Source organism: Rhodobium orientis (assembly GCF_003258835.1).
GTDB classification, from domain to species: domain Bacteria; phylum Pseudomonadota; class Alphaproteobacteria; order Rhizobiales; family Rhodobiaceae; genus Rhodobium; species Rhodobium orientis.
Map to the genome: position 1 here is coordinate 18,873 of NZ_NPEV01000048.1, position 21,221 is coordinate 40,093.

At 66.5% G+C, this 21,221-nt stretch carries 20 protein-coding genes and 1 pseudogene; 2 read left to right on the plus strand and 19 right to left on the minus strand.

What is annotated here, in order from left to right:
* Nucleotides 1-3: 3 nt before the first annotated feature.
* Both CH339_RS18395 and CH339_RS18400 read right to left on the minus strand, forming a co-directional pair.
* Nucleotides 4-522, minus strand: coding sequence for a TRAP transporter small permease (locus tag CH339_RS18395; protein ID WP_111435839.1), 519 nt, complete (start codon nucleotides 520-522; stop codon nucleotides 4-6).
* Between the two features lie 210 nt (nucleotides 523-732).
* The gene (locus tag CH339_RS18400) at nucleotides 733-1,767 is read right to left on the minus strand and encodes a TRAP transporter substrate-binding protein (RefSeq protein ID WP_170138575.1); all 1,035 of its coding nucleotides are present in this window, start codon (nucleotides 1,765-1,767) and stop codon (nucleotides 733-735) included.
* A 377-nt stretch (nucleotides 1,768-2,144) separates the two neighbouring features.
* Between CH339_RS18400 and CH339_RS18405 the strand changes: the two genes are divergently transcribed.
* Together CH339_RS18405 and CH339_RS18410 are read left to right on the plus strand one after the other, a co-directional pair.
* Nucleotides 2,145-2,759, plus strand: a complete 615-nt coding sequence (locus tag CH339_RS18405) for a helix-turn-helix domain-containing protein (RefSeq protein ID WP_170138576.1) — start codon at nucleotides 2,145-2,147, stop codon at nucleotides 2,757-2,759.
* Between the two features lie 11 nt (nucleotides 2,760-2,770).
* A pseudogene (locus CH339_RS18410) lies at nucleotides 2,771-3,958 on the plus strand (alpha-hydroxy acid oxidase).
* Nucleotides 3,959-4,017: 59 nt separating this feature from the next.
* Here CH339_RS18410 and CH339_RS18415 read toward each other — a convergent pair.
* From CH339_RS18415 to CH339_RS24975, 17 genes are all read right to left on the minus strand, one after another.
* Complete coding sequence (locus tag CH339_RS18415; protein ID WP_276329885.1) at nucleotides 4,018-5,058, minus strand: threonine aldolase family protein; 1,041 nt, start codon at nucleotides 5,056-5,058, stop codon at nucleotides 4,018-4,020.
* Nucleotides 5,059-5,062: 4 nt separating this feature from the next.
* On the minus strand, nucleotides 5,063-6,232 hold the full coding sequence (locus CH339_RS18420) for an aminotransferase class V-fold PLP-dependent enzyme (protein WP_111435843.1): 1,170 nt from the start codon (nucleotides 6,230-6,232) through the stop codon (nucleotides 5,063-5,065).
* On the minus strand, nucleotides 6,233-6,997 hold the full coding sequence (locus tag CH339_RS18425; RefSeq protein WP_111435844.1) for an amino acid ABC transporter ATP-binding protein: 765 nt from the start codon (nucleotides 6,995-6,997) through the stop codon (nucleotides 6,233-6,235).
* Nucleotides 6,994-8,118 carry an amino acid ABC transporter permease gene (locus CH339_RS18430; protein ID WP_170138577.1) on the minus strand — a complete coding sequence of 375 codons (1,125 nt, stop codon included), beginning with the start codon at nucleotides 8,116-8,118 and terminating at the stop codon, nucleotides 6,994-6,996. The genes CH339_RS18425 and CH339_RS18430 overlap by 4 nt, the downstream gene beginning before the upstream one ends.
* A 1-nt stretch (nucleotide 8,119) precedes the next feature.
* Entirely contained in the window at nucleotides 8,120-9,244 is a 1,125-nt protein-coding gene (locus tag CH339_RS18435; RefSeq protein ID WP_170138578.1) for an amino acid ABC transporter permease, read from the minus strand.
* Nucleotides 9,245-9,460: 216 nt separating this feature from the next.
* The gene (locus CH339_RS18440) at nucleotides 9,461-10,486 is read right to left on the minus strand and encodes an amino acid ABC transporter substrate-binding protein (RefSeq protein ID WP_244669219.1); all 1,026 of its coding nucleotides are present in this window, start codon (nucleotides 10,484-10,486) and stop codon (nucleotides 9,461-9,463) included.
* A complete protein-coding gene (locus CH339_RS18445; RefSeq protein WP_111435848.1) occupies nucleotides 10,483-11,190 on the minus strand; it encodes a GntR family transcriptional regulator in 708 nt (235 codons plus the stop codon). Before CH339_RS18445 ends, CH339_RS18440 begins: the two co-directional genes overlap by 4 nt.
* A 279-nt stretch (nucleotides 11,191-11,469) precedes the next feature.
* Entirely contained in the window at nucleotides 11,470-12,609 is a 1,140-nt protein-coding gene (locus tag CH339_RS18450) for a lactonase family protein (RefSeq protein WP_170138579.1), read from the minus strand.
* Nucleotides 12,602-13,798, minus strand: a complete 1,197-nt coding sequence (locus tag CH339_RS18455) for a sugar ABC transporter permease (protein WP_146610238.1) — start codon at nucleotides 13,796-13,798, stop codon at nucleotides 12,602-12,604. The genes CH339_RS18450 and CH339_RS18455 overlap by 8 nt, the downstream gene beginning before the upstream one ends.
* Before the next feature lie 5 nt (nucleotides 13,799-13,803).
* Nucleotides 13,804-15,354: a sugar ABC transporter ATP-binding protein gene (locus tag CH339_RS18460; RefSeq protein WP_146610239.1), complete on the minus strand. Its 1,551-nt coding sequence runs from the start codon at nucleotides 15,352-15,354 to the stop codon at nucleotides 13,804-13,806.
* Between the two features lie 5 nt (nucleotides 15,355-15,359).
* Nucleotides 15,360-16,391 (minus strand): substrate-binding domain-containing protein, encoded by a 1,032-nt coding sequence (locus CH339_RS18465; RefSeq protein ID WP_111435852.1) that lies wholly within the window; start codon nucleotides 16,389-16,391, stop codon nucleotides 15,360-15,362.
* Nucleotides 16,392-16,557: 166 nt separating this feature from the next.
* Nucleotides 16,558-17,328, minus strand: coding sequence for a FadR/GntR family transcriptional regulator (locus CH339_RS18470; RefSeq protein WP_111435853.1), 771 nt, complete (start codon nucleotides 17,326-17,328; stop codon nucleotides 16,558-16,560).
* A gap of 167 nt (nucleotides 17,329-17,495) precedes the next feature.
* On the minus strand, nucleotides 17,496-18,425 hold the full coding sequence (locus CH339_RS18475) for a ribokinase (protein ID WP_201241096.1): 930 nt from the start codon (nucleotides 18,423-18,425) through the stop codon (nucleotides 17,496-17,498).
* Between the two features lie 119 nt (nucleotides 18,426-18,544).
* Complete coding sequence (locus tag CH339_RS18480; protein WP_111435854.1) at nucleotides 18,545-19,006, minus strand: RpiB/LacA/LacB family sugar-phosphate isomerase; 462 nt, start codon at nucleotides 19,004-19,006, stop codon at nucleotides 18,545-18,547.
* Between the two features lie 58 nt (nucleotides 19,007-19,064).
* Nucleotides 19,065-19,985 (minus strand): NAD(P)-dependent oxidoreductase, encoded by a 921-nt coding sequence (locus tag CH339_RS18485; RefSeq protein WP_111435855.1) that lies wholly within the window; start codon nucleotides 19,983-19,985, stop codon nucleotides 19,065-19,067.
* A gap of 72 nt (nucleotides 19,986-20,057) precedes the next feature.
* Nucleotides 20,058-20,849, minus strand: coding sequence for a FadR/GntR family transcriptional regulator (locus CH339_RS18490; protein ID WP_244669220.1), 792 nt, complete (start codon nucleotides 20,847-20,849; stop codon nucleotides 20,058-20,060).
* A 188-nt stretch (nucleotides 20,850-21,037) separates the two neighbouring features.
* Nucleotides 21,038-21,221 (minus strand): hypothetical protein (locus tag CH339_RS24975; protein WP_210207380.1); only part of this gene is annotated, 184 nt, incomplete at its 5' end.

Sequence of the window (21,221 nt, forward strand, 5' to 3'; positions counted from 1 at the left end):
GCCTCACATCTCGGCGCGGATGAGGGAGATTTCCTGGTCGGACGCGGTGCCCCTGATCAGGTCGCGCAGCGCCAGCACCACCATGTGGAACAGCATCAGCGCGCTGCCGACCGGAATGGCGAGGTAGATCCAGAACCAGGAGAGATTCAGCGCCGGCGACGTCCGCCGCCAGCCGAAGTCGGCCGCATCGAGGCCCTTCCACAGCATGATGCCGAGGAGCCCGGCGAGAAGCAGGCGGAACAGGGCGTTGCGATAGGCAAGGATGCGGCGTGGCCAGAACCGGTCGAAGAAGTCGACGCACACGAGCTGCTCATCCTTGACCAGCAGGCTGCCCGACAGCATCACCACCCAGATCATCAGGTAGCGGGAGGCCTCTTCCGGCCAGGTCAGGGAGAAGTTGAAGATGTAGCGCAGGCAGACCTGGACGAAGAGCATCGTCACCACCGCCAGCAGCATCAGCCGCGAGGCGACCGAGGTCACGAAAGCCAGGCGATCTCCGAACGCTTCGATACCCTTCAACATGTCAGACCTTTCCGCTGGATGTCTTGGCCAATACACCGCCCTTCCCCCGGCCCGAAAGAGTGACCGGGACGCGAAGGCCTGTCGGACGGAGCGGAGGGGATTATAGCCCCCTCTCCGCCCCGCCCTTTTGGATTGTGCATGCTGGCGGACTTTATTGAAGCGGGCCGCCGGCGGGGAAACCGCCGACGACGGATCGTGGGGGCGTTGCCCTTACTCGGCCGAGGCCTTTTCGACGGCCGCATCGAGCTCGTCGAGGAGGTCCTGGCCGACAATGTCCTTTAGGACCGCGGCGACCGGCGCCTTGGTCGCCTTGACGAAGAGCTGGAACTCCTCCGGCGTCGGCTGGTAGATCTCGACGCCCGCGTCACGAATGACCTTCAGGTCCTGGGATTCCTTGGCGGTGATGATGCCGAGCATGGCGAACGTCGCCTGCCGCGCCGCGAAGTCGAACGCCTTCTTATCGGCGTCGCTGAGGCCCTGGTAGAATTCCTCGTTGATCGTGACGATCGGAATGTTCGTCAGGTGATGGTCGAGGGTGTAGTACTTCTGCACTTCCTGCAGGTTGGCCAGCAGCATCGTGTAGGGCGCGTTCTCCTGGCCGTCGACGACGCCGGTCTGCAGGGCGTTGTAGAGTTCGGCCCAGGCGATCGGGGTCGCCGAAGCGCCGAGCGCCTTGACCAGCTCCAGATGGACCGGGATCGACTGGGTGCGCATCTTCAGCCCCTCCATGTCCTTCGGGCTATGGATCGGACGCACGGAGTTGGAGAAGTTGCGGAACGCGGACGGCATGTAGCTGAGGACGCGCACGCCGGCCTCGGCGGCAATCTTGTCGGACAGGCTCTGGCCGAATTCGCCGTCAAGCACCTCGCGTGCGATTTCCAGATTCGGAAAGGCGTAGGGCATGTCGAGGACCTGGACCGGCGGATAGTAGGCCGCCAGGTGGCCGGTGGACAGGCCCGCGGCGATCTGGATCGTGCCGCGGATGTTCTGCTCAAGCAGGGATTCAAGGTCGCCGAGCTGGCCGTTCGGGAACACCTGGACCGTGTAGCGGCCGCCGGTCTGGTTCGACAGGATGGTGCCGAACACTTCCGTATAGGCCCAATAGGGGTTCTTCAGGAGATCGCCCTCGCCGTCGACGGTGGCGATCTTGACGATGGTTTCGGCCTGGGCGCCCGCCGCACAGGCAAGGCTTAGACCGACGACGGCAGCGGCCGCACCGGTTTTGAGCTTGCTGAAGACAGTCATGAAGTAGCTCCTTTCGGCACGAGGCATCTTCGGCGTCGACCGCCCTGCCCCGTGGTTGGTTCCCGATCCAACGGCCGTTTGGTCCTCGGCGCTGTCGAACCTCTGGATTTGGTGCTTATGGTTCTTGTGACCTTTGGTATCGTATCCTTGATGCAGACCGAGTCAATACGAAACGAAATATTTTCTACTATATGAAAAAATTGGCGTATCATCGCGATCTGGATTATTCGTGAAAACTGCGCTACAGCCACCGGCGACCGCCCCGATGGTCCGGGGAAGCGGCCGAGCGTGCGGGATGGCACCCGGACAGATGTCGCATGCGGCGGGATTGTCCGGGGTGGAATGGCGGCAAGAACGGGGTTCGAATGGACAGCGAAGTGAAAACGAGGCCCGCGGCGGCCCATTTGGATAACGGCGATGCGGCCGATCCCTCCGTCAATGTCGGCGCCAAGCTCTATGCCCTGCGCAAGGAGCGCGGCTGGACCCTGCAGGAGGCCGCCAGGGCGACGACCGTTTCCGCCTCCACCCTTTCAAAGGTCGAGCGCAACGAGCTGTCGCCGACCATCGCCACGATCCAGCGCATCTCCCGCGGCTTCGGCATCGACCTTTTGAGCCTGTTGTCGGAAACCGAGGAGACCCCGGCGCTGGCGCTCTCGGGCTGCCGCAGCATCTCGCGCGCCGGCAGCGGCAGCGCCCACAGCACCGGCACCTGCGACAACACCCTTTTGTGCGCCGACCTGAAGCACAAGCGAATGGTCCCGATCCATACCAGGGTCATCGCCCGCTCCGTCGACGAGTACAAGGCCTGGCCGAACAACGATGCCGACATCTTCGTCTATGTCCTGAAGGGCACCGTGGTCATCCACAGCCAGATCTACGAGCCGCTGACCCTGAACGAAGGCGATTCGATCTATTACGACGCCAGCGGCGGCTATGTCTGGACGTCGGAAGGGCCGGAGCCCGCCGAGGTCATCTGGGTCATCAGCAACTGAGCTGAACCGCCATGCCCGCCGCGCTGGATTTTGCCGAGTGCCGCCGCAAGGCAAAGTATCGCCTGCCGCGCGGCCTCTTCCAGTATATCGACCGCGGGACGGAGGCCGAACTGGCGCTTGCCACCATCCGCCAGCACCTCGATGCCGTCCGCCTCGTCCCCGTGTCCCTCGCCGGCCCCGCGCCGCGGGATGTTTCCACCGTCCTCATGGGGATGGCCCTCGCCACCCCCGTCATCGTCGCCCCGACGGCGCTCGCCGGCCTCGTCGTCCATGACGGCGAGGCAAAGCTCGCCCGCGCCGCGGCACGCCTCGGCATGCCGTTCTGCGTCTCCACCCAGTCGATCACCCCGATCGAGGACATCCGCGCGGCGGCGCCCGACGCGCACCTCTGGTTCCAGCTCTACATGTTCCGCAACCGCGAGCTGACCTGGCGACTTCTGGACCGGGTCCGCGACGCAGGCGTCGATACGCTGGTGGTGACCTCCGATACGCCGGCCGCCCCGATCCGCCGCTATAACCAGAAGAACGGCTTCGGCGTGCCGGTGCGCGCTTCGCTGCCGCTCGCCCTGGACCTTGCGACCCACCCGCGCTGGACCCTCTCGGTGATGCTGCGCTACGTGCTGGGAGGCGGCATTCCCACCTACGGGCATTATCCGCCAGACTTCCGCTCCTCCCTCACCCGCGATGCCGTCGCCGAAGATGTCCGGCTCGACCAGAATCTGGATTGGGACGACATCGACGAGCTGCGCCGGCGCTAGCCCGGCAAGATCGTTTTGAAGGGCATTCTCTCCAGGGCCGAGGCGATAAAGGCAAGGGAGCGGGAGATCGACGCCATCGTCGTCTCCGCCCATGGCGGCCGCAATCTCGATATGGCGCCGACACCTGCCGAAGTGCTGCCGGAGATCGTCGACGCCGTCGCAGGAAAAATCGGCATCGTCGCCGACAGCGGCATTAAAAGCGGCGGCGACGTCGCCCGATACCTCGCCCTTGGCGCCGGTGCGACGATGGTCGGTCGCCTGCCGCTCTACGGCCTTGCCGCCGCCGCGGAGGCTGGCGCGGCCGAATGCCTGGAGATTCTCCTTGCGGACCTGAAGACGACCATGGCCTTCCTCGGCGTTCGCGACCTTGCCGGGTTGCGCCGGACGCAGAGACGACCTAAAGCATGTTGCGTTTTTCCTGAAACACGCAACATGCTTTAGGTCTTTGTTTTGACGCGATTTCTTATCCAAAAAGTCTGTCAACTTTTTGGGAAAGCGCTTTAGCCGCTGATCGCGCGGCGGATGATGCCGATCGCCAGATCGATGCCGGGGCGGTCGACGTCCAGATGGGTGACGGCGCGCATCCGGGTCGGGGTTTCGACGCCGAGCCGAAGTCCCTCTTCGGCCATCCGCGCGGCGATCTGCGGAGCGGTCTTTCCCGTGCCGGCGACGTTCAGGAAAAAGATGTTGCTCTGCGGCACCGTCGGAAAGATCTCCAGACCCGGAATGTCTTCGATTCCGGCCGCCAGCGCAGCGGCATTGGCGTGGTCCTCGGCAAGCCGCTCCAGATTGTGCTTGAGGGCATGGCGCGCCGCAGCGGCAAGGACGCCCGACTGGCGCATGGCGCCGCCGAGCCGGTGCTTCCAGGTCCAGGCGGCCTCGATGAAGTCCTTCGGGCCGGCAAGCGCGCCGCCGACAGGACAGCCGAGCCCCTTTGAAAAATCGATCCAGACGGTATCGACGGTGGCCGCGTGCTCGGCCGCCGGCCGGCCCGAGGCGATCGCCGCATTGGGAAGCCGCGCGCCGTCCATATGGACGATGAGACCCGCCTCCTTGGCCGCTGCGGCGACCTCGGCAAGGGTCTCGACCGGCCAGACGGCGCCGCCGCCGCGATTGGTCGTCTGCTCCACCGAGACCAGCCGGCTGCGCGGCGAGCGATGCCGGCGCGGCCGGGAAAAGGCGCGGACGTCGGCGCCGGAAAAGATGCCGTCCGCCGTCTCGACGGTGCGGAACTGGGTGCCGGCGACGGCCGAAGCCCCGCCCCCTTCCGATCCGAAGACATGGGCGTTCGACGCGCAGATGATCTCGTCGCCCGGCCGGCAATGGACCAGGAACGCGATCAGATTGCACATCGTGCCGGAGGGCAGGAACAGCGCCGCCTCCTTGCCGAGATAGTCCGCAACCTCTTCGCAAAGCGCCAGCGTCGTCGGATCCTCGTCCCGTTGCTCGTCGCCGGTCGGCGCCGCCGCCATCGCCGCCAGCATTTCCTTCGAAGGGCGCGTGGAGGTGTCGGAAACAAGGTCGATGGTGAATTCTGGCACGGTCTCAGGATCCCTTGACGTGGACGCGGAGCCGGTCGGCGAACCGGCGCACGTCGTCTTCATTGTTGTAGAAATGCGCGGCGCCCCGCAGATGGCCGTCCTTGGAGGCGACGCGAACGCCGTCGGCGGCAAGCGCCGCTTCCACGGCGTCAGAGGACGGGCCGCCGAGGTCGATGCTGACGATGCCCGCGCGCCGGTCCCAGGCAAGCGGCGTGCGCACAGTCAGGCCGAGCGTCCGCACCTCCTCGATGAGCAGCGTCGTCAGGTGCCGGATGCGCGCCTCGATGGCGGCAAGGCCGATGGCGCCGACATAGGCGGCGGCCTGGCGCTGGATCGCGGTGCCGAGGAAATTCGGATTGCCGTATTCGAAGCGGCGCGCGCCCGGCGCCGGCGCCGGATCGGCGACAGTGCGGTCGAGGGTGTCGAAGCTGAATTTCGACATATAGACCGGTCGCACCTGGTCGAGCACTTCCGGCGCGATGTACATGACCCCTGCCCCGGCAACGGAAAGCTGCGCCTTGTGGCCGCCGGCCCCGACCACATGGGCACCGAGGGCATCGAGCCGACGGTCGAGCACGCCGAGCGCCTGGATGGCATCGACCAGCATCAGGACCCCGCGCTCCCGGCAGGCCTCGGCCAGGAGATCGAGGTCCATCCGCTGGCCGATACCGTAGGTCACCCAGGCAACGGAAAGCACCCGTGTGCGGGCGTCCATCGCCGCGACGAGATCGTCTTCCGAGACCGTCCCATCGGGACGTTCCGGCACGATCCGCGTCTCCACGCCCTTGGCCGCCAGCGGACGCCAGGGAAAGGTGTTGTTCTCGTGCTCCGCGCCGGAGATGACGACGTTGTCCCCCTCGCGCCAGTCGAGCCCGTGGGCGACGATGTTGACGACCTCGGAGGTGTTCTTGACGAGCGCGATCCGCTCGGGCTCGGCGCCGAAGGTCTGGGCCACCGCGACCCGGGTCTTTTCCACCTCGTCCATGGAGAAGGACCGGCTGCCCGCGGCCGGGGACGCGATGTCGGCGAACCAGCTTGCCGCGGCCTCCGCGGCAACGCGCGGCGACAGCGCCTTGCGGGCGATGTCGAGATAGGCCACAGACGCGGTCGCGGGAAAGTCGCCGCGCAGCGCCTCCCAATCGGGGCTGCCTGCGGGGCGGGTAATCGCGTTCATTCACTGGTCTCCTTCACGGGCGATATGGCCGACGAACGTTTTCGCGCGGTCCGTGGACGGCGCGGCAAAGAACGCATCGGGCGGTGCCGCCTCGACAATCTCGCCCGCATCCATGAAGACGACGAGATCGGCGACACGGCTGGCGAACCCCATCTCGTGGGTAACGACGATCATCGACTGGCCGTCGGCGGCGAGGTCCTCCATGACGTCCAGCACCTCGTGGATCATTTCCGGATCGAGGGCGGAGGTCGGCTCGTCGAACAGCATCACCTCCGGCTCCAGCATCAGGGCGCGGGCGATCGCCACCCGCTGGCGCTGGCCGCCGGAAAGCTGGCCGGGATATTTCCACGTCTCGGAGGTCAGAAGGACGCGTTCCAGCAGTGGCTTTGCCCGCGCGATCGCCGAATCCTCCGGCTCGCCGCGGGTGTAGATCGGCCCGAGCGTGAGGTTGTCCATCACCGTCAGATGCGGGAACAGATTGAAGTGCTGGAACACCATGCCGGTCGCCCGGCGCACCGCGGCAAGGGCCTCGCCCGACCCGTCCATGACGGTTTTGCCGACGCGCAGCTTGCCTTCCTGAAAGGTCTCCAGGCCGTTGACGCAGCGGATCAGCGTCGACTTGCCGGAGCCGGACGGGCCGCACAGCACCATCTTCTCGCCGGGCGCGAGCCCCAGCGTGATGTCGCGCAGCACGTGGTGGCTGCCGAACCATTTGTTGAGGTCGACCATCTCCACCATCGGAGGCGGGGTTGCCGGGGCGCTCATGCCTCCCCCCTTCCGAGCCGCCGCCAGGCGTTCTTTTCCATCTCCCGGCCGTGGAAGGTCAGCCCGAGGCAGAACACCAGATAGACCATGAAGACGAAGAGATAACCTTCGAGCCCGTAGCGCACCCAGACGGGATCCTGCAGCGCCGCCTTGGTCGCGCCGAGCACGTCGAAGAGGCCGAGAATGCTGAAGAAGGTGGTGTTCTTGAAGGCCCGGATGATGTCGTTGAAGAGCGCCGGCAGGGCAACGGACAGCGCCTGGGGCAGCACGATCTTGCGCATGCGGGTCCAGTACGGCATGCCGAGCGCTTTTGCGGCCTCTTCCTGGCCGGCCGGAATGGCCTGCAGGCCGCCGCGGATGACCTCCGCGGCATAGGCGGCAAAGAAGATGATCATGCCGATCTCGGCCCTGAGCAGCTTGTCGATATTGAGTTGCGGCGGCAGGAACAGCGGCAGGATCAGGGCGGCAAAGAACAACACCACCAAGAGCGGAATGCCGCGCACGCCCTCGATGACGGCGACGCAAAGGCCGGAGATGATGGGAAGGTCGGAGCGTCGCCCGAGGGCGAGGAGGACGGCGAGCGGCACACCGCCGGCGACGGTTCCGGCAAAGACCAGGAAGGTCAGCGGCAGGCCGCCCCATTCGTCCGTGCTGACGAGGGAAAGGCCGAACACTCCGCCGCGCATCAGGACGACGGTGACGACGGCAACGACCAGCCAGCCCCAGAGCCGGGCCGCGAGCGGCACCCGGCGCCAGCCGGAGGCGATGCCCCAGCCGATCCACAGCGCAATCGTCACGAACCCTCGCCACTGTTCCTCGAAGGGGTAAGTGCCGAAAAGGATGACCCGGTATTTTTCCGCAACCACCGCCCAGCAGGCACCGGAGGCGAGCTGGCAGGCCTTGCCCTCGGGCGCCACCCAGACGGCATCGACGAGCGCCCATTTGAGGAAGAACCACGCCATCAACAGGAGCGGCAGGCCGATAACGAGCGTCACGACCGTGTCCCAGAGGGACGCGAAATAGCGGGCATGGAGCCGGGCAAGGATGCCGCGCCGGCCATGCGGCGGCGGCCGGCTGTCGGAGGCCTTGGGAACGGCGAAGGAGGCCGGAACACGATCCATCTCAGCGCTCCGGGATCTGGACATAGTGGTTGGCAAGGTTGCTGAGCGCGCCGACGAAGAGCGAGATCGTGAGATAGACCAGCGCCATGATCGAGAGCACCTCGATGGTCCGCCCGCTATAGGTCAGGAGCGTGTTGGAGACGCTGAAAAGGTCCGGATAGCCGACGGCGACGGCAAGCGAGCTGTTCTTCAACAGGCTCACATACTGGGCCGAGAGCGGCGGGATGATCGCCCTCAGCGCCTGCGGGACGATGACCTTGCGGTACATGTCCGCGCCGCCGAGCCCGATCGCCTTTGAGGCCTCCATCTGGCCGTCTTCGACGCTCCGAAGGCCGCCGCGGACGATCTCGGCGATGAATGCGGCGATGTAGAAGGTGAGCCCGAAATAGATCGCCAGGAATTCCGGCGACAGGATCACGCCGCCGCGGAAATTGAAGCCGGCAAGCTCCGGCACCGACCAGGTGGCTGGGGCCCCGAACAGGGCCCAGAGCACGAGCGGAAAGCCGAGGGGCGGCAGCACCCGCGCCCAGAACGCCCAGCGCCGGCGCTGTCCGGTGCGGCGCCGGCGGTGATCGGCGATGCGCCCGGCGATCAGCGAGGTGACGACGCCGACGGCGAACGCCAGGAGGCACCACAGGAAGACGTCGATCCGATCCGGCGCCGGCAGGGTGAGCCCGCGGTTGGAGGCAAAGATGCCGAGGCCGAATTCCCACGAGCCCCGCGGCGCCGGCAGCAGCGTGAAGAAGGTGTACCAGAAGACGATCTGGACGAGCTGCGGGCTGTTGCGGAACAGGAGCACATAGCCGCCGGCAACGCCGGAGATGAGGCCGTTCTGCGACAGCCGCGCGATGCCGATGGCGCCGCCCAGCACGGTCGCGGAGACGATGCCGAGAAACGACAGCACGACCGTATTGCCGATGCCGACGAGGAAGGCCCTCAGATAGGTCTCGCCTTGCGTGAAGGAGAAGAACCCCTCGCCGAGCGGAAACGACGTGCCGGAGAAGAGGAAGTCGAGGCCCGACGTCATCCCCCGCTCGTCGAGCGCGCGCATGGCGTTGACCCCCATCCAGGCAATCGTCCCGATGACGGCGGCAAGCAGCAGCACCTGCCAGGCGATGCCCCGCACCCGGGCGCTCCGCCAAAGCGGCGCAGCAGGAGCGGTGTGCCGCTCGGACCGGGATCGGACGACAGAGGATTTCATGGGATCAGGTTCAATCGTTCAGCCAGACACCGGAGAGGATATCCCCGGCGAGACGCATGTGGCAGACGAAAGGGGCGGCATCCCCGCCCCGTCAAGCAATGGAAGCGGGGATTGTCCCCGCTTCCGGATTATTGCGCGCGATCACAGCGGCGGCGAATAGATCAGCCCGCCATCGAAATACTGCGCATTGTAGCCGCGCGGCAGCTTCAGCGGCGAATCCATGCCGACATTGCGCTCATAGACCTCGCCGTAATTGCCGACCTGCTTGACGACGTTGTAGGCCCAGTCCGGGGTCAGGCCGAGGCCCTTGCCGCCGGCCTCGTCGACGCCGAGCAGGCGACGCACGGCCGGATCCTGGCTTTCCGCCTTCATCTGGTCGACGTTTTCGGAGGTCACGCCGCTCTCTTCGGCCTGGAACAGGGTGTAGACCGTCCAGGTGACGATATCGCGCCACTGGGGATCGTCCTGGCGCACCACCGGACCCATCGGGTCCTTGCCGAAGATTTCCGACAGGATGACGTAGTCGTCCGGGTTCGGCGCGACCGAGGCGCGGGTCGAGCTGAGGCCGGAGGTCGACTGCACGGCGACGTCGCAGCGGCCGCCGAAGAAGGCCGTGTTGATCTCCTTCTGGTCCTCAAGGACGACCAGCTTCATGGAGATGTTGTACTTCTTCTGGATGTCGCCGACGACGCGCTCCGAGGTCGAGCTCGGACGGACGCAGACGCTGGCGCCGTCGAGTTCGGCGACCTTGGTCACGCCGAGGGACTTGGCAAGCATCAGGCCCTGGCCGTCATAGAAGGTCGGCGGCATGAAATCGAGGCCGAGGTCGGTGTCGCGCGAGCGCGTCCAGGTGGTGTTGGCGACGGTCATGTCGACCTCGCCGGTCTGCAGCGCGGTGAGCCGCGTCTGGTTGTTGGTCTTCAGGAACTTGACCTTGTTGGCGTCGCCGAGGACGGCGGCGGCAACGGCGCGGCAGGTATCGACGTCGAGGCCGTGCCAGGCGCCCTTGCCGTCGACGGAGGAAAAGCCCGGGCGGCTGCCGTTGACGGCGCAGGTGACGACGTCGGCGGCCTTTACGTTCTCAAGGGTGGACGCCGAGGCGACCTGCGGCAGGGCCACCGCAAGAAGGGCGAGCGCCCCAAGGTGCATGCTGGAGGATAGCTTCATTCTGTAGTCTCCTTCGGTGACTTGTGTTCGGGGCGTTCCCGGCGGTCCCGCCCCGAGGCGGCCTCCAACTTGATGCGGAGGTCCAGACCGCGATTGAGATGCGCGGCCATCAGTTCGGAAGCATGCTGCGAGTGCCGGTTCTCGACCGCTTCCAGAATGGCGATGTGTTCCTGCAGCGTTTCGCTGGCCAGGTCATGGTCGTAGTAGCGCGGCAGGTGGAAGACGAGGCGCGAGCGCATCCGCAAAAGCCGGACGCTTTCGCAAAGGGCGGCGCTGCCGGAGGCATCCATCAAGCGCTCGTGAAAGACGGTGCCCGCGTCGTCGATTTCCCGGGTGGTGAAGGCGCTGCTGTCCTGGGCCATCATCCGCAGCGTGCTGCCATGGGCCTTCAGGGCCGGCGTTACGCCGTTCTTGGCGGCAAGCTCCGAGCCGAGGCATTCCAGCGCGGCGCGCACCCGGTAGGTGTCGACGAGGTCATCGCTGGTCAGCTGGCGCACGAAGGTGCCGCGGGCGGGCTTGACCTCGACCACCCCTTCCCGCTCGAGCTGGCGCAGCGCCTCGCGGACGGGCATCCGGCCCATATCGAGGCGCTCGGCGAGCTTGCGTTCCGAAAGCGGCTTTGCCGGATCGAGCTTGGCCGAGAAGATCAGATCGATCAGCCGGTGGTAGGCGCGGTCCCGCTCGAATTCGAAAGGATTGTCCATAGCCGGTATGCTGGCCGACCGGTATACCAATTTCAAGCACAAATTTTGAACCCGCCCAAATTTTTGGCGCCGGACGGTTCCAGAAGGTTGGCGAAAGGGGGGCGAACCGACCGGATGCGGCCAGCGGGCACGCGCCGAACGCAACCGGCAAGGCCGGTCGGTGACGACGGATCGGCTCCGGCGCAACCATCCGTGCCCCGGAGACTGCAAATGCCGGAGCGGAGCGTGTGCGCACACGCCCCGCTCCCGGATTTTCGGAGAGAGAATTAACGCGCGAACTCAGCCCTTCGGCACGAACGCCTTGACGCAGGTCGGGCTGCCGACCGGCAGCCGCCAGCCGGTGTCGCTGAGAAGGCCCGTTTCCGGATCGATCGCAAGCACCGCAAGGCTGTCGCTCTCCTGATTGGCGACGACCATGTGGCGCCCGCTCGGCGTGAGGGCGAAGCTGCGCGGGATTTTCCCGCCGCACGGTGTGTGACCAATGGCCTCCAGCGCCCCGCTCTCAAGATCGGCGGAAAAACAGGCGATGCTGTCATGGCCGCGGTTGGAGCCGTAGAGGAAGCGGCCGTCGGCGCTGATCTGGATATCGGCGCAAAGCGTTTCGCCGGAAAAACCCGCTGGCAGCGTGGAGATTTCCGAGATGGGACCTTCCAGCCGGCCCGCCTCGCGCCGGTAGACGACGACGGTCGAGGCGAGTTCGGTGATCACGTAGAGATGGTGGCCGTCAGGCGCATAGAGGAAATGCCGTGGCCCGGCGCCGGGCGGCAGAACCGTCTCCGCATCGGCCGCGGGAGTCAGCGTCCCGGTCGCGCTGTCGAAGGCGTAGTGGAACAGCCGGTCGCAGCCGAGGTCGGCGACGCTAATGAGGTCGTTCTCCGGCGACGCCACGGTGCTGTGCGGATGGGGAACGCGCTGGCGATCCGGGTTCGGCCCGCTGCCCTCGTGTTTTACGCTGGCGCTCGCCGGCTGCAGGCCGCCATCCTCGCGCACCGGAAACACGGCCATCGCCTGACCGGGCACCTCATCCGCCATCTCGTGCGAATAGTTGGTGGCAAGGACGAACCGGCAAGAGCCGTCGAGAGCCAGATGCGCCGTCAGGCTGCCCGGCACGACCTGCTTGTTGATATAGGAGAGCGCGCCCGTCGCCGGATCGAGCTTGTAGGCCGAGACCAGGCCCTCGTTCCACTCGAAGACCTCGCTGGAGGCAAAGACCCGTCCGGCCTCCGCGTCGACCGCCAGGAAGGTCGGGTTGTCGATGTCGCCGGTCTCGGACAGTAAGGCCCACTCCCCCGTCTCTTCGTCGAGGCCGAACACCGAGATGCCGTGTCCCGCGGCTCCATCGAAATAGGGAATCGGCCGGTTGACGCTGCCGACGGCGAGCCAGCATGTGGCCTTTTCAGGTGCCGGGGTATCAGCCATCGAGCGCAATCCTGCCGCGGCTGCGGATGTCCGCATAGACGGCTGCCAGGAGGACGAGACCGACGGCGATCGACTGGTAGGCGGAGGGAAGGTTCATCAGGCCCATGCCGTTGCTGAGGCTTTCCATGAGCACCGCGCCGATGACGGCGCCCGCCACCGTGCCGCGCCCGCCGAGAAGGCTCGTCCCGCCGATCACGGCAGCGGCAATGACGTTGAGTTCCATGCCCGTGCCGGCGTTGGGAGGCGCGCTGGCGAGCCGGGTGACGAGGACGAGGCCGGCGATACCGTAAAGAAGGCCCATCCCCATGAACACCAGGAACGTCTGGGCTGTGATGTTTATGCCGGCAAGCGCCGCCGCCTGGCGGTTGCCGCCGATGGCGTAGAGCCGCCGTCCGAACGCCGTCAGCCGCAGGATGGCACCTGCGACGACGATGACGCCGAGGAGGATCAGCACCGGCAGCGGCAGCCCTCGATAGGCGATGGCGACGACCGCCGTCGCCGCGGCCAGGATGCCGATGAAGACCGCCGGAATAACGATGACGGAGAGCGCCGAGGCGGCGATGCCGGCCGCGCGCTGGGCGTTGTATTCCCTGACCTGCAGCGCGGTCAGCGCGGCCCACAGCAGGCCGAGAACGATGGCGCTGACCCAGCCTGGCAGCATCGCATCGGAGATGAACAGGAGATCGGCGTCCGGCGCCATCGTCTCGCTCGAGGTGATGACGAGTGCGAGGCCTCTGACGGCAAGGAGGCTGGCCAGTGTGACGATGAAGGCGGGCACCTTCAGGATGGCGATCCAGAAGGCATGCCAGGTGCCCATCAGGAGGCCCACCGCCAGCGTCACCAGGATCGTCGCCGGCACCGACAGGCCGTAGCGCGACGAGGTCATCGCCGCAATGACGGCGCAGAACGACACCGTCGCCCCGACCGACAGGTCGATATTGCCGGGCACCATCAACAGGACGGCGCCGGCTGCCAGCATGGCGGTGATCGCCACCTGGCCGCTGAGATTGGTCAGGTTGCGCGGCGTCAGGAAGATGCCGTTGGTCAGCACCTGGAAGATGAGCCAGACAAGGATGAGGATGGCGATCATGCTGAAGGAGCGCATCTGCGCCCCGGACAGCGCCCCGATCAGGCCGCGCGCGGGTCCCGGCGTCTTCCCGGTTTCCACGGACGTTTGCGTTTGGCTCATGGCATTCACACCCCAGAGGACCCGGCAGCGGCAAGCATGATATCGGCCTCCCGGAACGGACCGGACGACCACTCGCCCGCAACCGTGCCGTCGCGCATGGCGATCACGCGATCGGACATGCCGATGATCTCCGGCAGGTCCGTGGAGACGATGATAACGGCCTTGCCCTGCCGCGCTATATCATTGATGAGATTGTAGATTTCGACCCTCGCCCCGACGTCGACACCGCGCGTCGGCTCCTCGAAGACGATGATGTCCGGATCGGAGCGCAGCCACTTCGCGGCAACGACCTTCTGCTGGTTGCCGCCGCTGAGATCGCCCACCGGCTGCTCCACCGAGGCGACCTTTATGCGCAGGGCATCGACATATTGGCGCACCGAGGTGAGTTCGCTGCGGCGGTCGATCATGCCGCCGCCGATGAGGTTGCCGAGGGAGGCGAGCGTCAGGTTCGCCGCCACCGACATGCCGGCGACGAGACCATCGCGCTTGCGGTCGCTCGGCAGGTAGGCGATGCCGACGGCCATCGCCTCGCGCGGCGTGCGCAACAGCACCGGGTCGCCGCCGATCTTCACGGTGCCGGACACCTTGCCCTTGTGGGCGCCGAACAGCGAGCGCGCCAGGTCCGACGATCCGGACCCGACCAGGCCGAAGATCCCGAGGACCTCGCCGGCGCGCACCGAAAGCGAGACGTCGCGCACCGGGTCCCGGCGCTTTGCCGCCGGGCTGCCGACGGTCCAGTTCTCCAGCGACAGCCGCACCTCGCCGGGCGTCCGCGTTTCCTTGGGATAGAGCTCGCTGAGGTCGCGCCCGACCATGGCCCGCACCACGCGTTGCGGCGGATGCGGTTCGTCGGCGATGCGGAAGACATCGACGATGCGCCCGTCACGCATGACGGTAACCGCATCGGCAATGGCCTCGAACTCGGCGAGGCGATGGGAAATGTAGAGCGTCGTCACGCCGAGATCGCGGAACGCGCGCACGCGCTCGAACAGGAGCTCGGTCTCCTGCGCGGTCAGACTCGCCGTCGGCTCGTCGAGGATCAGGATCCGCACCCCTTGCGTCATCGCCCGGGCGATGCTGACGAGCTGCTGCTCGTGCGAGCGCAATTCGCCCATCTTGGTAAGCGGCGATATCGGCAGCCGGAAGGTCTCCAGCCAGCGCGCCGTATCGGCGAGAAGCTGGTGCAGGTCGATGACGCCGCGATGCTGCGGCTCGCGATTGAGGTAGAGATAGTCGGCGACGCTGATTTCCGGGACGATGTTGAGCTCCTGGGGAACCAGGAACACGCCCGCGCGCTCCGCATCGCGGACGCCGGCAAAGCGCACCGGCTCGCCGTCGATCCGGATGGTGCCGTCGTAATCTCCGGCGCCGATGACGCCGGAGATGATTTTTACGAGAGTCGACTTGCCCGCCCCGTTTTCGCCGGCAATGGCGTGGACGTCGCCGGCGAGCCACGAGACGCTGACGTCGGCGAGGGCGTAGGCCGCGCCATATCGTTTGCTGACGTCGATCGCCTCGATGGCGACCTCAGCCTTCTGGGCGGGAGCAACCGACATGACCGTCAGGCCTTCGCGAACCACCAGGCATGGTCGGACGTCATCTCGTCGATGTTGTCCTTGGTCACGTTGACGTTCGGCACCTTGATCCACGGCACCGGCTTGCCCGATCCGTTGTCGATCGTGCCGGCCGCATCGACCTCCTTGCCGGTCGCCAGGGCCAGCGCCGACTGCGCGGCCTGCCGGCCCATGCCGTCGAACTCGCTGAAGTTGGAGACGCTGAGGAGACCTTCGCGGATCAACTCCTGGGCATGGGGCTCGCAGTCGACGCCGGTGACGAACACCTTGCCGGCGAGGCCCTGGGCCTGCAGGGCCTGGATGGCGCCATAGGCCATGCCGTCATTGCTGCAGACCACGGCGGCGACGTCGTTGTTGGCCTGGGTCAAGGCGTTCTCGACCTGGGCCCGCGCCGAATTGGTCGACCACGCCTTGTTGTATTGCTGCGAGATGACGGTGATGTCGCCGGCATCGATCGCCGGCTGCAGGACGTTCAAATTGCCCTTGGCAGTGTCGACGGCAACGCTCATGCCCTGGTCGCCGAAGCACAGGATGTAGTTGCCCTTCGGCCGCGCCTCGAGAGCAGCGGAACCGATGCTCTCGCCGATCTCCACCGCGTCGCGACCGATGAAGACAGCGACGTCGGATTTCGGAATCAGGAAGTTGTAGTCGATGACCGGCACCCCGGCGCGCTTTGCCTTGACGACAAGGGCCGCCGCGGCATTGGCGTTGACCGGCGTCAGCACGAGCACCTGGACGCCGAGCGTCAGCATGTTCTCGACCTGGTTGGCCTGCTGTGATTCGGAGTTGTTCGACGACTGGACGACGATGTCCAGATTGAGCTTCTTGGCTTCTTCCTCGAAGAACCGCTGGTCGGCGGCCTTCCAGCGCATCTCTTCGTAGTCGGGGACGATGAAGCCGACCTTAACCGGTTCGGCGGCGAGGGCGACGCGCGAGCCGAGCGCCAGGCTGACGGCACCGACCAGTGTCCCTCTCAGGAAGTCCTTGCGCGTGAGTGCGAATGCGTTCTTGTCGTACATATTTCCTCTCCTCCCGTCTTTCTTCGCTGCTGGGCTTTCGGCCGGCACGGGGCTCCGACCGACGTTTCTTGTTGTCCGCGCGGCCGTCGCGGGCCGGCATGCGGCCTGACCGGCCGGGAGCGGGCCTCCGCCCGCCTCAACCTCCCTCGGCCGCCAAGTCCCTAGGTCATCGGGCGCCCGCGCGCTCGGTGTCGCCGCGGGCCATTTTCAGGAACCGGGCGCGGTGCAGGCGGGCGCTGATCTGGAAATGCTCCCGCATCTTCCGTTCCGCTTCGTCCGGATCGCCGTTGACGATGGCGACGAAGACCTCGCGATGGGAGTCGACCAGGTGCAACGTCACGTCCTGATCGGGAATGACGAGGCGCCGGCGCTGCACATGGGAGCGCATCAGAAGAGGCTCGATGGCCCGGTACATAGTGATCAGGCTGGGGCTGCGGCTGGCCTTGACGATCGCCAGGTGGAACGCATGGTCAGCAATGCCGCCGCGCTCCGGGTCCTGCAGCGAGCCGACCAGGGTTTCCAGCTTGTCGTTGATTTCTGCGAGATCGGCGTCGCTGGCCGACGTGCAGGCGAGCCTGATCGCCTGGCATTCGATGGCCGTGCGCACCTGCAGCACGTCTTCAACGACATTCGGCTCCTGCGCCAGGCAGAACACCAGGGCATCGCCGAGGGCACCGATATCGGCCCGGCCGACCGTCGTTCCCCGCCCCTGCTGCACCTCGACGAGGCCGAGCACCGAAAGCGCCCTGAGCCCCTCGCGCAGCAGCGGCCGGCTAATGCCGAGCTGGGCGCAGAGATCGCGCTCGCCGGGCAGCCGGTCACCCGGCTTGAAGGCACCGGAGATGAGCTTGTCGCGGACGTAGGCGATTACCTTTGCCGCGCCCGAAACATCGGAAACCCTGGCCGTGGCGGCCGTATCGTCATCTGACCTGTCCATGGTCTGACCACTATCGGAAAAGCAGCCGAAAAACAACCTCGAAACCGGCGCATAAATGGTCGCAGGGAGAGGTTTTTGTTGGCTATTTTCCGAGGATAACAACACTGGTCAGACCACTTGTTCTCAAAAACCGCCCGGACCGCCACGACGGGTCCGGAATCGCCGCCTCAGAGGCGCACCGCTTCGGCCAGATCCGGCCGGCGGCACGCGACCGCGTCAAGGCTCGGAAGGCTCGGCTGGGCGCCGGCCGCCTCGCAGGCAAGGCCGGCCGCCACCGCGGCCCAGTGCATCGCCTCCGGCAGTGCGTCGCCGACACAAAGCCGCGCCGCCAGCCAGCCGACGAAGCCATCGCCGGCCGCCGTCGTATCGACCGGAGTGACCGGCAGCGCCCCAAGGCGCCAGGCGTCTTTTCCCGAAAAGCCGATCGAGCCGGCCTCGCCGAGCGTCACCACGCACGCCCCGCCGGTGCGCCCGGCAAGAAAGCGGCCGCAACCCGCCGGATCGCCGATATCGGCATCGAGCCCGCGCGCCACGGCAATGGCCTCGCCCTCATTGACGACGAGGACATCGATGAGCGGCAGGATGTCTTCGGGCAATGGCGCGGCCGGCGCCACGTTGAGGACGACACGGACGCCGCGCTCGCTTGCCCGCCGGATCAGCGCCCAGTTCTGCGCCGCCTGGACTTCCATCTGCAGGACGAGGGTGGTCTCCGGGGTCAGCATCGCGTCGGCGACGTCTGCGGCACGCGCTTCGAGGTTGGCGCCGCCGGCGACCATGATCTGGTTGGCGCCGGCCGCATCGACGCCGATGGCCGCGCATCCCGTCGGCGCCGCAATGCGGTGCACGAGGCCGGTCGCCACCCGCGCCCCTTCCAGGGATCGCAGCAGGAGGTCGCCGAAACTGTCGGCACCGACGCAGCCGGCCATCTGCACGGCAACCCTGGCGCCCGCCGCGGCCACAGCCTGGTTCGCGCCCTTGCCGCCCGGAATGACCGTGTAGCCGGGGCCGATGACGGTCTCGCCCGGCGCCGGCAGCCTGTCGACGGCAAACACCAGATCGGCGTTGAGCGACCCGAAGACGAGAATGTTGGCAGCCACCGGAGGACCCTCCGTTTAGAGCGTATTCCCGAAAAGTGGAGATCGGTTTTCGGACAAGAATACGCGTCAAAACAAAAAGTTAGAGCGTTTCGGGCGATTCCGTAATCGCGTGAAACGCTCTAGAGATCGCCTTCCAGTTCGGAAAGCTTGCAGACCCGGCGCACATGCTCCTCGCGCGGGTCGAACTCGGCCTTGAGGAACGCCGTAAAGAGGTCGCGCGCGAGCCAGGCCCCGACGATCTGCGCGCCGATGCACATGACGTTGACGTTGTCGTGCTCCACACCCTGGTGGGCGGAATGGACGTCGTGGCAGACGGCGGCGCGGATGCCCCGCACCTTGTTGGTGGCGATCGCCGCGCCGACACCGGTGCCGCACACCATGATGCCGCGTTCCGCCCTGCCCTCCAGGATCTCGGTGCAAAGGGCGCGCGCGACGTCCGGAAAGTCGACCGGCTTGTCGTCATAGGACCCGACATCGGTGATCGCGTAGCCGAGGTCGCGAATGACCTCCAGGGCAAGGCCCTTCATCGGAAATCCGGCGTGGTCGGAACCAACGACGATGGTCTTTTTGTCTGCCGCCATGTTCTGGTCGTCCTTTTTGGTCCCGGCAGCAGGGGCCGGGACGGGATGTCTGTCGGGATCAGCCGGCCTGATTGGTCATGCGATCGAAGGTCCGGAACAGGGCCTGGTTGCCGTTGCCACCCTCGCCGTGGGCGCGGGTTTCCAGGTACAGCGTCGTCGCCATGGCAAGGCCGGGCAGCGGCAGCCCCTTGTCGAAGGCCGCCTCGTTGGCAAGCCGCAGGTCCTTCAGGTGGAGGTCGATCCGGAATCCGGCGCTGGTATCGCCGGCAAGCACCTGGGGCCCGAGATTTTCCAGCATCCACGAGCCGGCGGCCCCGCCCATCAACACCTCGCGCAGGAGCTCCAGGTCGCCGTCGAAGCTGCGGCAGAGCGCGAACGCCTCGCACATCGCCTGGATGTGGCTCGCCGCCATCAACTGGTTGCACATCTTGAACACCTGGCCGGTGCCGATATCGCCGACATGGCGGATCGTGCTGCCCATCGCTTCCAAGACCGGCCGGCCGCGCGCGAACGCCTCGGCCGTACCGCCGACCATGATCGACAGCGTGCCGGCGACCGCGCCCTTCATGCCGCCGCTGACCGGCGCATCGAGCATCGCGATGTCGCGCTCGGCGAGCGCCCCGGCCATCTCTTTCACGCCCGTCGCCGAGATCGTGCTCATGTCGATGACGAGGCTGCCGGGCATCATCGCGGCGCCGAGCCCCTCCTCGCCCATCAGCACGGCGCGAACGTCCGGCGTGTCGGGCAGCATGGTGACGACGACGTCGGCCTCGCGCGCCGCGGCGCGGGCGTCGGCGGTGACGTCGATGCCCTCCGCCGCAAGGCCGTCGAGGACCTCTTTGCGGGCATCGAAGGCGACGACGGGAATGCCGGCCTTCTTCAGGTTGCGGATCATCGGCGCGCCCATCACCCCGGCGCCGACGAACAGAAGGCGCGAGAGCCCGGTCGCGGAAGACGTGGCGGTGTCGGTATCGGTCATGGAAAGAAGTCCTTTTGTGGCGTGGCCGTCGGGGGGAACGAGCCATCGGGCGGCGCTGGAAGAAGTGCGGCCTCAGACGGACCAGAGGCCGAGGATTTCCTGGCGCGCCGCCGCGTCGCGGAACTCGTTGCCGATTGCGAAATGGCGCCGCAGCACGGCGTCGACGTTTTTTGCCTTGCGTTCCACAAGCGTGGTCAGGATGCGCCGGTGATCGTCGACCACATAGGCGCGGAACGCCTCGGTCGCGGGAATGCTGCGCCGGCGATCGACGTGATTGCGCTGCAGGAGGTCGGCGAGCGTGGAATAAAGGGCGGTGAGCACGGGCGAATGGGCGGCCGAGACGAGCCCGGAGTGGAACGCGTGGTCGGCGTGCGCCCCGGCTTCCGGATCGTCGATGGTGCGCTCGATCTCCTCGACCGCGGCGCGAAGGGCGGTGATATCGCTGATCGTCGCGCGCTCGCAGGCGAGCCTTCCCGCCTGGCACTCAACGGCGATACGGGCCTCCATAACGTCCTCGGTGACCGGGACGTCCTGCAAAAGGGCGAAGGTGAAGAATTCTGCGAGAGACGACGCATCCGGGCGGCACAGCACGGTGCCGGATCCGTGGCGGATGGCGACGACGCCGATCATTTCCAATGCACGAAGAGCTTCGCGAAGCAGCGGCCGGCTCATGCCGAGGAGCGCCGCAAGATCGCGTTCCGGCGGCAGGCGGTCGCCGGCCGAAAGGGTGCCGTCCTCGATCCGGCCGCGCAGATAGCGGAAAACGATATCTGCGTTGTTGCCGGATCGCCCCGTCGCACCCGCGCCAACCGGCATCGCGGTCTGAGTCTGGAGGTTGGCGCGGGATTTTTCGGACTTGTGCATGGGAGGACTTTTTTGATTGGTCAGGAAGCCCTAACGAAATTGGTCTGACCATTCAAGAGCATTTTTGCAGACCAATTCGCGCCGCAAGGCGGCCCGGGACGACAGACTGGTGGAAATCCGGGCTCCGGCGCGCCAGGTTCCGCAAATTGATGGCGGCCGTGTTGCCGCTCGTGCGGCGATATCGCGCATCAGTTTCCTGTGCTCCTCGAGGTCACCCCCGTTGAGGTGGTGCTGGCCTTCAGCCCGTTTTCGCGGATTTCGACGGCGAGCTTGCGCACCCGGCGAGCCAGCTCCGTGCTTCGGCTGCGTGCCCTCTGTGTGGCAGCCGAAACAATGCTGGACGGATGGCCCGGCGCGCCTCCGTAGGGGCGC

What these genes read in the sequence shown, in the direction of transcription:
- CH339_RS18395 (WP_111435839.1), bottom strand. Translation starts at nt 522, where the DNA reads ATGTTGAAGGGTATCGAAGCGTTCGGAGATCGCCTGGCTTTCGTGACC.
- CH339_RS18400 (WP_170138575.1), bottom strand. Translation starts at nt 1,767, where the DNA reads ATGACTGTCTTCAGCAAGCTCAAAACCGGTGCGGCCGCTGCCGTCGTC.
- CH339_RS18420 (WP_111435843.1), bottom strand. Translation starts at nt 6,232, where the DNA reads ATGAACGCGATTACCCGCCCCGCAGGCAGCCCCGATTGGGAGGCGCTG.
- CH339_RS18425 (WP_111435844.1), bottom strand. Translation starts at nt 6,997, where the DNA reads ATGAGCGCCCCGGCAACCCCGCCTCCGATGGTGGAGATGGTCGACCTC.
- CH339_RS18430 (WP_170138577.1), bottom strand. Translation starts at nt 8,118, where the DNA reads ATGGATCGTGTTCCGGCCTCCTTCGCCGTTCCCAAGGCCTCCGACAGC.
- CH339_RS18440 (WP_244669219.1), bottom strand. Translation starts at nt 10,486, where the DNA reads ATGAAGCTATCCTCCAGCATGCACCTTGGGGCGCTCGCCCTTCTTGCG.
- CH339_RS18445 (WP_111435848.1), bottom strand. Translation starts at nt 11,190, where the DNA reads ATGGACAATCCTTTCGAATTCGAGCGGGACCGCGCCTACCACCGGCTG.
- CH339_RS18450 (WP_170138579.1), bottom strand. Translation starts at nt 12,609, where the DNA reads ATGGCTGATACCCCGGCACCTGAAAAGGCCACATGCTGGCTCGCCGTC.
- CH339_RS18455 (WP_146610238.1), bottom strand. Translation starts at nt 13,798, where the DNA reads ATGAGCCAAACGCAAACGTCCGTGGAAACCGGGAAGACGCCGGGACCC.
- CH339_RS18460 (WP_146610239.1), bottom strand. Translation starts at nt 15,354, where the DNA reads ATGTCGGTTGCTCCCGCCCAGAAGGCTGAGGTCGCCATCGAGGCGATC.
- CH339_RS18465 (WP_111435852.1), bottom strand. Translation starts at nt 16,391, where the DNA reads ATGTACGACAAGAACGCATTCGCACTCACGCGCAAGGACTTCCTGAGA.
- CH339_RS18470 (WP_111435853.1), bottom strand. Translation starts at nt 17,328, where the DNA reads ATGGACAGGTCAGATGACGATACGGCCGCCACGGCCAGGGTTTCCGAT.
- CH339_RS18480 (WP_111435854.1), bottom strand. Translation starts at nt 19,006, where the DNA reads ATGGCGGCAGACAAAAAGACCATCGTCGTTGGTTCCGACCACGCCGGA.
- CH339_RS18485 (WP_111435855.1), bottom strand. Translation starts at nt 19,985, where the DNA reads ATGACCGATACCGACACCGCCACGTCTTCCGCGACCGGGCTCTCGCGC.
- CH339_RS18490 (WP_244669220.1), bottom strand. Translation starts at nt 20,849, where the DNA reads ATGCACAAGTCCGAAAAATCCCGCGCCAACCTCCAGACTCAGACCGCG.